Here is a 13,400-nt window from a genome sequence, read left to right on the forward strand (position 1 = left end):
TAGCGTCACCCGTTCAGTAAAGAAGGACGTGCCGATCGTGGCTCAGAGCACCGAGACCACCGACTGGGTCTCCCGTTTCGCGGACGAGGTCATCGAGGAGTCGGAGCGTCGGGCCCCCGGCAAACCTGTGGTCGTCGCCTCCGGCCTCTCGCCCTCGGGCCCCATCCACCTGGGCAACCTCCGCGAGGTCATGACCCCCCACCTCGTCGCCGACGAGATCCGGCGCCGCGGCCACCAGGTCCGCCACCTGATCTCCTGGGACGACTACGACCGCTACCGCAAGGTGCCGGCCGGCATCGCCGGGGTGGACGAGTCCTGGGCCGAGCACATCGGCAAGCCGCTGACCTCGGTGCCCGCACCGGCCGGGTCGGCGTACCCGAACTGGGCCGAGCACTTCAAGGCCGCGATGGTCGCCTCGCTCGGTGAGCTGGGCGTGGAGTTCGACGGGATCAGCCAGACCGCGCAGTACACGGCCGGCGTCTACCGGGACCAGGTCCTGCACGCCGTCACGCACCGGGCCGAGATCGACGCGATCCTCGACCAGTACCGCACGAAGAAGGCGCCCGCCAAGCAGTCGCAGAAGCCCGTCGACGAGGCCGAGCTGGAGGCCGCCGAGGGCTCCGGGGCCGCGAGCGAGGACGACGGCAGCTCCGGCGCCGGGTCCATCGGGTACTTCCCGTACAAGCCGTACTGCGGCAACTGCGAGAAGGACCTGACCACCGTCACCGCCTACGACGACGACTCCACCGAGCTGACCTACTCCTGCACCGCCTGCGGCTTCTCCGAGACCGTCCGGCTGAACGAGTTCAACCGCGGCAAGCTCGTCTGGAAGGTCGACTGGCCCATGCGCTGGGCCTACGAGGGCGTGATCTTCGAGCCCTCGGGCGTCGACCACTCCTCGCCCGGCTCCTCCTTCCAGGTCGGCGGCCAGATCGTCGGCATCTTCGGCGGCAAGCAGCCCATCGGGCCCATGTACGCCTTCGTCGGCATCACCGGCATGGCCAAGATGTCCTCCTCTCGGGGCGGCGTGCCCACGCCCGCCGACGCGCTGAGGATCATGGAGCCGCAGCTCCTGCGCTGGCTCTACGCCCGCCGCCGCCCCAACCAGTCCTTCAAGATCGCCTTCGACCAGGAGATCCAGCGCCTCTACGACGAGTGGGACAAGCTCGACGCCAAGGTCGCCGAGGGTTCCGCCCTCCCGGCGGACGTGGCCGCCCACTCCCGTGCGGTCGGGACCGCCGGCGGTGAGCTGCCGAGGACGGCGCGCGCGCTGCCGTACCGGACGCTCGCGTCCGTCGCGGACATCACCGCCGGACACGAGGACCAGGCGCTGCGCATCCTGAGCGAACTCGACCCCTCCGACCCGCTCACCGCCCTCGACGAGGCCCGCCCGCGCTACGACAAGGCCGAGGCCTGGATCAACACGCACGTCCCCGCCGACCAGCGGACCGTCGTGCGCGAGCAGCCCGACGCCGAACTGCTGAAGTCCCTCGACGAGGCGTCCCAGCAGTCCCTGCGGCTGCTGCTCGACGGACTCGCCGAGCACTGGTCGCTCGACGGACTGACCCACCTCGTCTACGGCGTCCCGAAGGTCCAGGCCGGGTTCCCGGCCGACGCCACGCCCAAGGAACTGCCGCCGGAGATCAAGACCGCCCAGCGGACGTTCTTCGCGCTGCTCTACCACCTGCTCGTCGGCCGCGACACCGGTCCCCGGCTGCCCACGCTGCTGCTCGCGGTGGGGCAGGAGCGGGTGCGGGGCCTGCTCGGCGAGTGACGCCGTGAGGAAAGCGCCCGCTGCCTCGGGGCAGCGGGCGCTTTCTCATGTGCGCTCCTACGCGATGTGCTCGTCCGCCATTTCCGCGTTGAGACGGTTGGAGAAGCGGTTCACCATGCGCTTGGCCTCGGCCTCGGGGAGCGTGATGCCGTAGATCGCCTCGACGTCGACGATGAACCCCTTGGGGGTCGGCGCTCCGTTGCCGCCCTTGATCGACTCACGGAAGACCTGGTAGTACGCGTCCTCGTCCGGCTCGTAGCCGCCGCCCTCGCCCAGCTCACGGGTGCGGCCGCCGGGGCCCACCGGGATGGGGAACGTGCCGGTCTCCTCCGGGGCCGGTTCCTGCTCGGGGGCCGGGGGCTCCTCCTCGTACTGCTCGCGGTACTCGGTGGCCTGCTGCTCCTGCTCGTACCACTGGGCGTACTGCTCGGAAGGGTCGTAGTTGGGGTCGTAGCCGCCGTGGTACTCGACCTCTTGCGGAGGCGTCTGGAACCAGGGGCTCTGGTCGGGGGTGGGGGCGGGCTCCGGCTGGGCTTCGTAGAAGCGTTGCACCGCGTTCTGGTCGCCGCCGGGGTACGCGCGCCGCTCGCCGGGAGGTGCCGCCGCCACCGGGGCGGCCGGCAGCTCCTGGTGCTGCGGGGCCGGAGGGAGTACCGCCGGTTCTATGCCTGCCGCGGCCAGGCCCGCGGGGGCCGTTTCCGCGAGGGGGACCCCGTAGCGGGCCAGGCGCAGCGGCATCAGGGACTCCACCGGGGCCTTGCGGCGCCAGGCGCGGCCGAAGCGGGAGCGCAGGCGGGCCTGGTAGACGAGACGTTCCTGCTCCAGCTTGATCACCTGGTCGTAGGAGCGCAGCTCCCAGAGCTTCATACGGCGCCAGAGGAGGAACGTGGGGACCGGGGAGAGCAGCCAGCGCGTGATGCGGACGCCCTCCATGTGCTTGTCCGCGGTGATGTCGGCGATCCGGCCGATCGCGTGCCGGGCGGCCTCGACCGCGACCACGAACAGGATCGGGATCACCGCGTGCATGCCCGTGCCCAGCGGGTCCGGCCAGGCGGCCGCGCCGTTGAAGGCGATCGTGGCCGCCGTCAGCAGCCACGCCGTCTGCCGCAGCAGGGGGAACGGGATCCGGATCCAGGTCAGCAGCAGATCCAGGGCGAGCAGGACGCAGATACCCGCGTCGATGCCGATCGGGAACACATAGGAGAAGTTCCCGAATCCTTTTTGCAGAGCCAGCTCGCGCACGGCCGCGTACGAGCCGGCGAAGCCGATGCCGGCGATGATCACGGCGCCGGTCACGACCACGCCGATGAGAACGCGGTGCATCCGAGTCAGCTGGATTGGCGCGGACACCTACTCCCCTCCCCTTGCGTGTTGTTGCGCGCAACAGGGTGGCACATGTGTACGGCGGACGCGTGTCCGGCTGTCAGCTCTTCTTGGACGAGGCCTTGGACGAAGCCCTGGACGCCGTCGCCTTGGAGACCGCCGAAGCGGACTTCGTCGCCGTCGGCTTCGGGGTCGCGGACGCGGACTTCGACGCCGACGCGGAGGGCGACGGGCTCGTCGTCGCGGCCGAACCGCCGCCGCTGCCCTCGCCGTTGGCGGACCTGACCGCCGCGACGACCTCCTGGGCGGCCTTCTTCGCCGACGCCGTCAGGGTGTCGGCGCTGGGCGTCTTCTCGCCGGCCAGACCGGCGCCGTTGTAGTCGAGCGTGATGACGACGTTCTCGACCCGGGCCACGACCGTCTGCTGCTTGAAGGCGCCTTCCTTCTTCTTCAGGTCGTACCGCACCACCGTCGCCTGATCGCCGGTCCCGGTGACGGTCTCCGTCTTGGCGTTCTTGGCGTCCGTCACCGTCTGGGCGGTCTTGACCTGCTTCGCGTAGTACGTCTGCGCCTGCGACTCGGCGTCACCGGTCGCCGCGTCCGACTCGAACCGCAGCAGCGAGACATTGAGCCAGCGGAACTGCGAGCCCTTCACCCCGTTGTTGTCCAGACTCGACCAGGAGCAGCTGGCGCGGGCGCCGGTGTCGGAGGAATCGCCCTCCTTGGCGGAGGACGTGCCCTTGGGCACCAGGTCCGTCAGCGTCTTCTTCGACAGCACCTTGCAGGCGCTCGGCAGCGTCGCGTACGCGGCCGCCTCGACGGCGGGGGCGGAGCTCGCGGCGGTGTCGCCGGAGCCGCCCGCGCCCTGCGCGCCGTCCGCAGCGGAGGCGGAGCCGCCGGCCGAGCCCGAGTCCGAGCCGGAGTCCGAGGAGCACGCCGCGGCGAACACCATCACCGGCACCGCGAGAGCGGCGGCCAGGACGCGGTTCAGGCCTCCCGTGCGGGTGGCGCGCTGGGCAAACTGGTCGTCTCGCTGGGCTCGTCGCTGCATGGTTCCTTCACTCATGACGCTCGTGGTTCCTGCGGTCGGATCTGGTCCGAGGGGCCACGGTACGCGGTGAGACAGCTGTGCGGTTCCGCTTCACCCGCTTTGCGGACCCGCCGGGGGCCGACGCCGAAGGCCGCTATCCAGCCAGGGAGTCGGCCAGCTGAGAAGCCAGTTTCCGGGCCTTGTCCTGCATTTCCTTGCTGTCCGGGACGGTTCCGACCGTCGCCGGCTGCTCCTCGTACTCGATGGTCACGATGACGTTGGACGTGCGGAACGCCACAGTCACCGTGCGCTGTTTGACCGTGGAACCCGAGCTGCTGAGCACGTCGTCGACGAACGCCTCGTCACCGAGGTCGTCCAGCAGGCGCGGCTGGAGGTCGGTGGGGGTGGAGGAGGGGGAGGAGCTCGCGGAGCCGGAGCCGGAGGTCGAGGGCGACGCGGAGGAGGAGGCGGAACCGGAGGAACCGGCGGAGGGGGACGACGTGGCGGAAGGGGTCTCCGTGCCGGACTCGGAGGCCGTGGGCTCCGGGAGGTCGGCGGCGGTGACCTTCTTCGCGAACAACTCCTGGGCCTCGTCGTCGTCGCTGACGGAGTTGTCGTAGGAGACGACGCGTTCGAGGTCGACGAAGAGGTGGTCCGTGGCGTCCGCCGACTGCACCTTCCAACGGCAGCCGACCTTGCGGTCCGTGTCGAACGTCAGCGTCGCCTCGCCCTCGTAGGCGGTCTCGCGCTGCTGCTCGTCGGTGAGTTCCTTGATACCGGGCAGCAGGGAGTCGAGCGTGGAGCGGCCGACGGCGCTGCAGGCCTCGGGGAGGGTCGTGTACTTGCCGGGCTGCGCGGCGGCCGAGGCGGTGCCGGCCTCGCCGGGGTTGGAGTCGTCCGTGGAACCGCCCTTGTCCGAACTGCCGGTGCAGCCGGCCAGCAGCACCGCGAGGAGTGCGGCGATGCCGGAAACGTAGGCCTTCCGGTGCACGGTCGGCTCCTCTCGACGGTTCGCGTGGTGATCGCGGCGATCGCGGTGATCTTGGTCCAGTGTCCCCGCTGCTTAATCGCTTGCCGGACGGGGGCGGCCCCAGCAGACAATGTGTATCGCACGCAACACCGTGAACGCCGGTCCGATGTCCTATTCGTTGATCTTGGCGCCGGTTTTGCGACTTGAGACTTCTGTTGTGTATCCGGGGGATTGGGGACGATATGTCATACGTGGAAATGCCGGGTGCGAAGGTACCGATCCGGATGTGGACCGACCCGGCGTCGGTGGAGGACGTGGCACTCCAGCAGCTGCGCAACGTCGCCACCCTGCCGTGGATCAAGGGCCTGGCCGTGATGCCGGACGTCCACTACGGCAAGGGTGCGACGGTCGGGTCGGTCATCGCGATGCAGGGCGCGGTCTGCCCGGCGGCGGTGGGCGTGGACATCGGCTGCGGGATGTCCGCGGTGAAGACCTCCCTGACGGCCAATGACCTGCCGGGGGACCTGTCCCGACTGCGCTCGAAGATCGAGCAGGCGATTCCGGTGGGGCGGGGGATGCATGACGACCCCGTGGATCCGGGTGGGCTGCACGGGTTCGGGACCGGGGGGTGGGACGACTTCTGGGGGCGGTTCGACGGAGTGGCCGAGGCGGTCAAGTTCCGGCGGGAGCGGGCTTCGAAGCAGATGGGGACGCTCGGATCCGGCAACCACATGATTGAAATCTGCCTCGATCAGTCGAGTGCGGTCTGGCTCATGCTGCACTCGGGTTCTCGGAACATCGGCAAGGAGCTTGCCGAACACCACATCGGCGTGGCTCAGAAGCTCCCGCACAACCAGGGGCTGGTCGACCGCGACCTGGCGGTGTTCGTTTCGGACACTCCGCAGATGGCCGCATACCGTAACGACCTCTACTGGGCGCAGGAGTACGCCAAGAACAACCGCGCGATCATGATGGCTCTTCTGAAGGACGTGATCTGCAAGGAGTTCAGGAAGGCGAAGCCGATCTTCGAGCCGGAGATCTCCTGCCACCACAACTACGTGAGCGAGGAGCGGTACGAGGGTATGGACCTTCTCGTCACCCGCAAAGGTGCGATCCGGGCGGGGTCCGGCGAGTACGGGATCATTCCCGGATCCATGGGGACCAGCTCGTACATCGTGAAGGGGCTCGGGAACGAGAAGGCCTTCAACTCGGCGTCCCACGGTGCGGGTCGCCGCATGAGCCGGAACGCGGCGAAGCGGCGCTTCACGGTGAAGGACCTGGAGGAACAGACGCGGGGCGTCGAGTGCCGCAAGGACTCCGGAGTGGTGGACGAGATCCCCGGCGCGTACAAGAACATCGACCAGGTCATGCAGCAGCAGCGTGATCTGGTGGAGGTCGTGGCGAAGCTGAAGCAGTTCGTCTGCGTGAAGGGCTGACGGGCGAGGCTGGATCGCCGGTTCGCCCGCCGACTGGCCGTCAGGATGACGTTCACCCGTGTGGGTTCAGGAGAGTCGTTTCTCCAGGAGTGTCACCGCGTACGGGCTGCCCGTGCCGCCGTCCTTCGCGCGTTGTTCGCCCACGACCGTGTAGCCCGCCGACTCGTAGTACGAGCGCAGGCGGGGGTTGGAGGAGAGGCAGTCCAGGCGGGCGTAGGGGCGGCCCGTTGCGGCGATGCGGGACTCGGCGTGGGTCAGGAGGGTGCGGCCCGTTGCCGGGGGTGCCGTGTACGGGGTGGTCATCAGGCGGTGGACGTAGCCGGCGTCGGGTGGGCGGGGGCCCCAGGCGGCGGGGTCGTCCCACCAGAGTTCGTAGGCGCCGGTCAGGGAGCCGGCGGTGTGGGTGAGCCAGACCTCGCCGTCCTGCATGCGGTCGCGGAAGTGGGTCTCGTCCTTCTCGCCCGGCTTCCACTGGTCGATGCCGTGGGCGAGTTGCCAGAGGGCGCAGGTGTCGCGGAGGCGGACCAGGAGGGGGGCGTCCGCCGGGGTCGCCCTGCGGTGGGTCGGATCCGGCCAGGTGGTGGGGAGCGGTTCGAGGAGGTGAGCGCGGAGGGCGTCCGAGAGGGTCTCCGCGTTCAGGCCCAGGGCGTTCGTCACGTAGGACTCCACCGAGCCGTACCGCGACCGCAGGGACTTCAGGAACAGGCGCATCGTCGACCCGGGGGCCCTCCCGAAGGCCGGCCAGGCGGGGGAGCGGCCCTCGTTGCGGGCCTGCCAGTCGGCGAGCAGGGCCGGGGCCGCCAGTTCCGTCAGGGTGAAGTCGAAGACGATCGTCTCGTCGGGGACGCCCAGGAGGGCCAGGACCAGGGCCGCGAGCTGGCCCGTGCGGTCCTTGCCCGAGGCGCAGTGGAAGGCCAGCGGGGCCGCCCCGGCGTCCGCGATCAGTTCGAGGGCTGCCGCGATCTCCTTCGTGCCGTCCTCCGCCACCTCCGTGTAGCGGGCGGAGAGGTAGGAGGCGGGGTCCACGTCCTGGGTCAACGCCGCCTGGTTGTAGGGGCGGTGTTCGATGCTGAGGTTGTGGTAGGCGAAGGAGGGGTCCGTCGGGACGCGGCCCGAGGTGTCGGCCTCCCAGGGGTGGCGGAGGTCGATCACGGTGGCCACGGACAGGGACAGGAAGCGGTGCCAGTCCGGGGTGTCCTTCGTCAGCTTGCCCAGGGAGTCCGCGCGGTAGAGCCGGCCGGGGCGGATACGGAGGCCGTCGGCGGTGCGGTAGCCGCCCAGGTCGCGGAAGTTGCGCAGCTTGTCGAACGCGAGGTGTCTGTCCACGGCGTGACTCTATGCGGACGGTCCGGAACCGGGTGGGGGCGAACTGGTGTCTTAGGCTGGCCAGTTCGGGTCGTTGACACGGGGGTGTCGGATGCAGCGGATGCGTGGGTCGGTGGCGGTGGCGGGGCTCGTGCTCGTCGTGGGGGCTCTGCTCGCCGGGTGTTCGCAGGGGTACGAGGACGAGCGGGGGAAGGGGGACGCGCCGGTCGCCGGGAAGGCGGGGGACGACACCCCGGCCGAGGTGTTCAACATGCCGGACGGGTTCGGGAATCTCGCCACCAAGTGTGTGGGGCACGGGTTCCGGGCGTATGTGACGACCAACGCGACCGGGCCGTCCAATGTGCAGATCGTCGAGGACACGTCGTGCGGTGGGTGAGCGCGGGGGCGGTGGCCGTGCTCGTGCTCGCGCTGGGCGGGTGTTCGCAGCAGTACTACGAGGAGCGGGGCAAGGCCGACGCCCCGGTGGCGGGGCGGGCGGGGGAGGACTCCGCCGCCGAGGTCTACAACTTCCCCGACGGGTTCGGGAACCTCGCCACCAAGTGTGTGGGGAAGGGCAGGCGGGCGTACGCGACGACGAAGTTCGTGCAGCAGCAGGACGAGGACGACGTGATCATCGTTCCGGCCAACGCGGTGATCGTCGACGACCCGGGGTGTCAGGCGCCGTGAGCGGTCACTTCGCGTGCCGCACCGCGTAGATCATGACGAACGCCACGATGTGGATGCCGAAGAGGAAGTAGCCGAGCCACCACCACATCTGGCGTTCGTCGTGCGGCCCCTTCGGTTCCCGCGGGTCCTTGGACGTCATGACAGTTCCCGGTGGACCTTGGTGTTCGAGGCCTGGGCGCGGGGGCGCAGCACCAGGAGGTCGACGTTGACGTGGCTGGGCCGGGTCACCGTCCAGGCGATGGTGTCGGCGACGTCGTCGGCGGTGAGGGGGTCGGCGACGCCCTCGTAGACCTTGGCGGCCCTGTCCTCGTCGCCGCCGAAGCGGGTGAGGGCGAACTCGTCGGTCTTGACCATGCCGGGGGCGATCTCGATGACGCGGACCGGCCGGCCGACGATCTCCAGGCGGAGGGTCTCGGCGAGGACGTGGGCGCCGTGCTTGGCGGCGACATAGCCGGCGCCGCCCTCGTAGGTGCCGTGGCCGGCGGTGGAGGAGACGACGACGATCGTGCCGTCGCCGCTCGCGTCCAGCTTGGGCAGCAGGGCCTGGGTGAGGTTGAGGGTGCCGATGACGTTCGTCTCGTACATCGAGCGCCAGTCGGCCGGGTCGCCGGTGGCCACCGGGTCGGCGCCGAGTGCCCCGCCGGCGTTGTTGATCAGGACGCCGACGGTCGTGAAGGCGGTCGCGAACTCGTCGACGGCCGCGCGGTCCGTGACGTCCAGCGGGTACGCGGTCGCCGAGCCGCCCGCCGCGACGATCTCCTCGGCCAGCGCCTCGATGCGGTCCTTGCGGCGGGCGGTGAGGACGACGCGGTAGCCGGCGGCGGCGAGCCGGCGGGCCGTGGCGGCGCCGATTCCGCTGCTCGCACCGGTGACGACGGCGATGCGGGAGGCGGCGGACGGGGCGGCGGTGGCCATGGGACTGCTCCTCGGGCGTGGCGTGGCGGGCGCGGAAGAATGCCGGCCTCGAAAGGCCGTCCGGCCAGGATAGGTGGGAAAATCGAGACGGGTGATCCTCTGTCCGGGAGGTGGACCATGGGACAGGCGCGAGAGGTCATGGACCGGCTGACCGAAGCCCTCACCACGAAGGCGGACCCCAAGAGCGTCGCCGAGCTGTACGCGCCGGACGCGGTCGCCGTCACCCCTGACGGCGGGGAGCTGCACGGGCGCGAGAACATCGTCGACTACTGGCGGCAGATGACCGAGATGATCACTGACGCCCGCTACGAGTCGGTGTACGCGTACGAGGTCGGCGACACCGCGATCGACGAGGGGTACTACCACGGCAGGAACACGGGGCCGATCCCGCTGCCGTCGGGTGAGTCGCTGCCGGCCACCGGCAAAGAGGTGAGGCTCCGCGGGGTCGATTTCGCCGAGGTGGCGGACGGCCGGATCGTCCGTTACCGGCTGTACTTCGACCAGATGGAGTTCCTGGAGCAGCTGGGGCTGCTGCCCGAGGGCATGCAGCAGTGAGGGAGCCGCTCAGTCGCCGCGCGGGGCCCACATGATCACGGCCATGCCCGCGAGGCAGATCAGCGCGCCCGCGATGTCCCAGCGGTCGGGCCGGAAGCCGTCGGCGACCACGCCCCACAGGATCGAGCCGGCGACGAAGATCCCGCCGTACGCGGCGAGGACGCGGCCGAAGTGGGCGTCGGGCTGGAAGGTGGCGACGAAGCCGTAGGCGCCGAGGGCGAGGACCCCGCCGGTGGCCCAGAGCCAGCCGCGGTGTTCGCGCACGCCCTGCCAGACCAGCCAGGCGCCGCCGATCTCGAGGAGCGCGGCGAGGGTGAAGAGGGCGGCGGAGCGCAGCACGAACATGCCGTTCAGCCTCGCACGCCCCGGTACGTCACCTGTTGGAGGGCGCCTCACCGCCCGCTCTCCGTGGGATACATCCCACCGGTAGGACCCGGCCGACGGAGGAGTGGTGGTATGCGCAGGATGCGGGGGTTCGCCGTGTGGGGGGCCATGGGGGTGCTGGCGGTGGGCTCGCCCGCGGTGGCGGGGGACGCGGCCGAGGCCGATCTGTCGTACCACGGGTTCGCGGTCCTGCACGGCGGGCGGGTCGACGTACGGCTGACTCCGCGCAACCACGGTCCGGCGGACGTGGCCGACGCGACCGTACGGCTGCGCTGGTCGGTGCCGCTCGCGGCGCGGGGCCAGCGGTTGCCGGACGGGTGTGCGCGGACCGGGGAGCGGTCGGTGGTGTGCCGTACGGGTGCGCTGGCGGCGGACACCCTGGGGGAGCGGATCGAGCTGGGGGTACGGCTGCGGGGGCGGCCGGCGGAGGCGACGCTGGACGTCGACACGGTGTGGGCGGGCGGGGCGGTGGACCGCAACCGGGCCAACGACCGGCAGCAGGTGCTGGTGCTGGACACGGGGGACGCCTACTACTTCTGAGGGCCGTGAGGTCCCTGAGTACGATCTCAGCAGGCGGCGCTGACGAAGGGGTTGGGCGATGTCCGGGAACGTGCGGTCGGGTCTGCTGGACGAGCTGTCCGTGGTCTCCCGCCGGTACGTGGCGTCGTACGCCCTGTTCAACCAGGCTTTGGCGGACCGGCTCGGGCTGCATCCGACCGATCTTCAGTGTCTGAATCTGCTGACGTTGGAGCCGGACCCGGTGACGGCGGGCCGGGTGGCCGAGCTGACCGGGCTGACCACGGGGTCGGCGACCCGGCTGGTGGACCGGCTGGAGCGGGCGGGGTACGTGGTGCGGGAGCGGGACGCGGTCGACCGGCGGCGGGTGCTGGTGGCGCCGGTGCCGGAGCGGATCGCGGAGTTCGGGCGGATGTGGGAGCGGCTGGGCGGGGACCGGACGCCCCTGTTCGCGGATCTGGCGGATGCGGAGCTGGCCGTGATCGTGCGGCACATGAGGCGGACGGTGGAGTTCCACGGGGAGCGGATCGCGCGACTGCGGGAAGGCCGGGTGTAGGGGGACATGCGGGACACGGGCATACGGGGCTCCGGCATACCGGACTTCCGGGATTCCGAGACGCTGGAGTTCGGCGTGGTGCAGGCCCGCCGGCAGGCGCGGGCGGCCGAGGCGGCTCAGGAGGCTCAGGCGGCCGAGGCGGTGTCCGTGCGGGGGCTGCCCCGGCACTGGCTTCTGGTGCTGTTCGGCGCGGCGGTGCTGCCGGGGGCGGTGCTGGTGGTCGTGGGGCGGTCGCTGGAGGAGCCGGCCGTACAGGCGTGGCGGACGGTGTGTCTGGCGGTGACCGTGCAGGCGCTGCCGTTCTTGTTGCTGGGGACGGCGCTGTCGGGGGCGATCAACGCGTTCGTGCCGGCGAGTGTGTTCAGCAGGCTGCTGCCGAAGCGGCCCGCGCTGGCGGTGCCGGTGGCGGGGGTGGCGGGGGTGGTGCTGCCGGGGTGCGAGTGCGCTTCGGTACCGGTGGCGAACAGTCTGATCGGGCGGGGGGTCACCCCGGCGGCGGCGTTCGCGTTCCTGCTGTCCGCGCCCGCGATCAACCCGGTGGTGCTGACGGCGACGGCGGTGGCGTTCCCGGGCAGCCCGGAGATGGTGCTGGCCCGGCTGCTGGCCTCGCTGGTGACGGCGGCCGCGATGGGCTGGCTGTGGCTCTGGCTGGGGCGCGAGGAGTGGCTGCGGCCGGCCGTGCGGCACACCGGGCACCGGGCGGGGCACAGCCGCTGGGAGGAGTTCCGGCAGGGTTTCCAGCACGACTTCCTGCACGCGGGGGGTTTCCTGGTGGTCGGGGCGATGGCGGCGGCGACGTTCAACGTGGCGGTGCCGCGGTCGGTGCTGGACGTGTTCTCGGGGTCGCCGTGGCTGTCGGTGCTGTTCCTGGCGGCGCTGGCGATCCTGCTGGCGGTGTGCAGTGAGGCGGACGCGTTCGTGGCGGCCTCGCTGAGCGGGTTCTCGCCGGTGGCGCGGCTGGCGTTCATGGTGGTCGGGCCGATGGTCGATCTGAAGCTGATCGCGTTGCAGGCGGGGACGTTCGGGCGGGCCTTCGCGGTCCGGTTCTCCTCGGCGACGGTGGTCGTCGCGGTGGTGTGCAGCGCGGTCGTGGGAGGGGTGCTGCTGTGAAGCGGTTCATGCGGGTCGCGTTGCTGGTGCTGTGCGGGCTGGGTTTGTTGCAGACCGCGCTGTTCACGGACGAGTACCTACGGTTCGTGAAGCCGGGGATGCGCTGGCTGCTGATCGCGTCGGGTGTGGTGCTGGTGGGCCTGGGGGTCCTGGAGGCGCTGTCCGCGCGCCTGGGGCGGAAGGAGCGGGGACGTCACGAGGGGCACCACGAGGGACCTGGGGAGCACGACGGTCACGGCCATGACCACTCCCGGGTCCCGCGCGTGGCCTGGCTGCTGTTCCTGCCGGTGCTGAGCCTGCTGTTCTACGCCCCGCCCGCGCTCGGCTCGTACACGGCCGCACGGGAGCCGGCCAAGGTGGTCGCGGTGCAGGACGACGGGTTCGATCCGCTGCCGGCGACCTCGCCGCTGCCGATCACGCTGACCGGGTTCACCCAGCGGGTGCAGCAGGACCGCAGCCGGGCGATCAAGGGGCGCGCGGTGCAGCTCACGGGGTTCGTCTCGCCGGCCGACGGGGGCGGCTGGTACCTGACGCGGATCCTCATCAGCTGCTGCGCGGCGGACGCCACCACGCTGAAGGTACGGGTGTACGGCGGCACCCCGCCGAAGGCGGACACCTGGGTGACGGTCACCGGGACCTGGCACCCGGGCGGCACACTGGGCACCTCGTCGGCGGCGGTGGCGGTGGACGCCCGGAGCCTGAAGAAGGTGCGCAAGCCGTCGAACGCGTACATGGACGCGCTTCCCCTGGGCTGACGCCGGGCCTCCTCGGGAGCCGGGAATAGCCGGAGGCGGGGGACCGTTCAAGGGCTATAGTTGAACGGTCAACAACTTGGGAGG

At 70.8% G+C, this 13,400-nt stretch carries 16 protein-coding genes; 9 read left to right on the top strand and 7 right to left on the bottom strand.

What is annotated here, in order from left to right:
• Positions 1-28: 28 nt before the first annotated feature.
• A complete protein-coding gene (gene lysS, locus AQJ64_RS40695; protein WP_055636856.1) occupies positions 29-1,774 on the top strand; it encodes a lysine--tRNA ligase in 1,746 nt (581 codons plus the stop codon).
• A 57-nt stretch (positions 1,775-1,831) separates the two neighbouring features.
• On the opposite strand, the gene AQJ64_RS40700 is transcribed toward lysS, so the two are convergent.
• The 3 genes from AQJ64_RS40700 to AQJ64_RS40710 all read right to left on the bottom strand — a co-directional run bounded on the left by AQJ64_RS40700 (position 1,832) and on the right by AQJ64_RS40710 (position 5,118).
• The gene (locus AQJ64_RS40700) at positions 1,832-3,124 is read right to left on the bottom strand and encodes a DUF2637 domain-containing protein (protein ID WP_079062238.1); all 1,293 of its coding nucleotides are present in this window, start codon (positions 3,122-3,124) and stop codon (positions 1,832-1,834) included.
• A gap of 73 nt (positions 3,125-3,197) precedes the next feature.
• Positions 3,198-4,163 carry a hypothetical protein gene (locus tag AQJ64_RS40705; protein WP_059203459.1) on the bottom strand — a complete coding sequence of 322 codons (966 nt, stop codon included), beginning with the start codon at positions 4,161-4,163 and terminating at the stop codon, positions 3,198-3,200.
• Positions 4,164-4,281: 118 nt separating this feature from the next.
• On the bottom strand, positions 4,282-5,118 hold the full coding sequence (locus AQJ64_RS40710) for a hypothetical protein (protein ID WP_059203460.1): 837 nt from the start codon (positions 5,116-5,118) through the stop codon (positions 4,282-4,284).
• A gap of 221 nt (positions 5,119-5,339) precedes the next feature.
• Here AQJ64_RS40710 and AQJ64_RS40715 point away from each other — a divergent pair, with 221 nt between their 5' ends.
• Positions 5,340-6,533 (top strand): RtcB family protein, encoded by a 1,194-nt coding sequence (locus tag AQJ64_RS40715; protein ID WP_059203461.1) that lies wholly within the window; start codon positions 5,340-5,342, stop codon positions 6,531-6,533.
• A 66-nt stretch (positions 6,534-6,599) separates the two neighbouring features.
• Here AQJ64_RS40715 and AQJ64_RS40720 read toward each other — a convergent pair whose 3' ends face one another.
• Positions 6,600-7,859 carry a tyrosine-protein phosphatase gene (locus AQJ64_RS40720; protein WP_055638352.1) on the bottom strand — a complete coding sequence of 420 codons (1,260 nt, stop codon included), beginning with the start codon at positions 7,857-7,859 and terminating at the stop codon, positions 6,600-6,602.
• Between the two features lie 91 nt (positions 7,860-7,950).
• Between AQJ64_RS40720 and AQJ64_RS40725 the strand changes: the two genes are divergently transcribed.
• On the top strand, positions 7,951-8,235 hold the full coding sequence (locus AQJ64_RS40725; protein WP_206189922.1) for a hypothetical protein: 285 nt from the start codon (positions 7,951-7,953) through the stop codon (positions 8,233-8,235).
• Positions 8,223-8,525 (top strand): hypothetical protein, encoded by a 303-nt coding sequence (locus AQJ64_RS40730; protein ID WP_206189921.1) that lies wholly within the window; start codon positions 8,223-8,225, stop codon positions 8,523-8,525. Before AQJ64_RS40725 ends, AQJ64_RS40730 begins: the two co-directional genes overlap by 13 nt.
• A 4-nt stretch (positions 8,526-8,529) precedes the next feature.
• On the opposite strand, the gene AQJ64_RS51915 is transcribed toward AQJ64_RS40730, so the two are convergent.
• Together AQJ64_RS51915 and AQJ64_RS40735 are read right to left on the bottom strand one after the other, a co-directional pair.
• Positions 8,530-8,664: a hypothetical protein gene (locus AQJ64_RS51915; protein WP_276206738.1), complete on the bottom strand. Its 135-nt coding sequence runs from the start codon at positions 8,662-8,664 to the stop codon at positions 8,530-8,532.
• Complete coding sequence (locus tag AQJ64_RS40735) at positions 8,661-9,440, bottom strand: SDR family NAD(P)-dependent oxidoreductase (protein ID WP_055638351.1); 780 nt, start codon at positions 9,438-9,440, stop codon at positions 8,661-8,663. Before AQJ64_RS40735 ends, AQJ64_RS51915 begins: the two co-directional genes overlap by 4 nt.
• Positions 9,441-9,557: 117 nt before the next feature.
• Between AQJ64_RS40735 and AQJ64_RS40740 the strand changes: the two genes are divergently transcribed.
• Positions 9,558-9,995, top strand: coding sequence for an ester cyclase (locus tag AQJ64_RS40740; RefSeq protein ID WP_055638350.1), 438 nt, complete (start codon positions 9,558-9,560; stop codon positions 9,993-9,995).
• A 9-nt stretch (positions 9,996-10,004) separates the two neighbouring features.
• Here the strand turns inward: AQJ64_RS40740 and AQJ64_RS40745 are convergent, their stop codons facing one another.
• Positions 10,005-10,340: a YnfA family protein gene (locus tag AQJ64_RS40745; protein WP_055638349.1), complete on the bottom strand. Its 336-nt coding sequence runs from the start codon at positions 10,338-10,340 to the stop codon at positions 10,005-10,007.
• 111 nt (positions 10,341-10,451) lie between these two features.
• Here AQJ64_RS40745 and AQJ64_RS40750 point away from each other — a divergent pair, with 111 nt between their 5' ends.
• The 4 genes from AQJ64_RS40750 to AQJ64_RS40765 are packed head-to-tail and all read left to right on the top strand — an operon-like array spanning position 10,452 to position 13,316.
• Positions 10,452-10,919 carry a hypothetical protein gene (locus AQJ64_RS40750; RefSeq protein WP_055638348.1) on the top strand — a complete coding sequence of 156 codons (468 nt, stop codon included), beginning with the start codon at positions 10,452-10,454 and terminating at the stop codon, positions 10,917-10,919.
• 58 nt (positions 10,920-10,977) lie between these two features.
• Positions 10,978-11,451: a MarR family winged helix-turn-helix transcriptional regulator gene (locus tag AQJ64_RS40755; protein WP_059203462.1), complete on the top strand. Its 474-nt coding sequence runs from the start codon at positions 10,978-10,980 to the stop codon at positions 11,449-11,451.
• A 6-nt stretch (positions 11,452-11,457) separates the two neighbouring features.
• Entirely contained in the window at positions 11,458-12,561 is a 1,104-nt protein-coding gene (locus AQJ64_RS40760) for a permease (protein ID WP_079062239.1), read from the top strand.
• Positions 12,558-13,316: a TIGR03943 family putative permease subunit gene (locus AQJ64_RS40765; protein WP_055639126.1), complete on the top strand. Its 759-nt coding sequence runs from the start codon at positions 12,558-12,560 to the stop codon at positions 13,314-13,316. The genes AQJ64_RS40760 and AQJ64_RS40765 overlap by 4 nt, the downstream gene beginning before the upstream one ends.
• Positions 13,317-13,400 lie beyond the last annotated feature (84 nt).

Source organism: Streptomyces griseoruber (genome assembly GCF_001514205.1).
In the GTDB taxonomy this organism is placed as follows: Bacteria; Actinomycetota; Actinomycetes; order Streptomycetales; family Streptomycetaceae; genus Streptomyces; species Streptomyces griseoruber.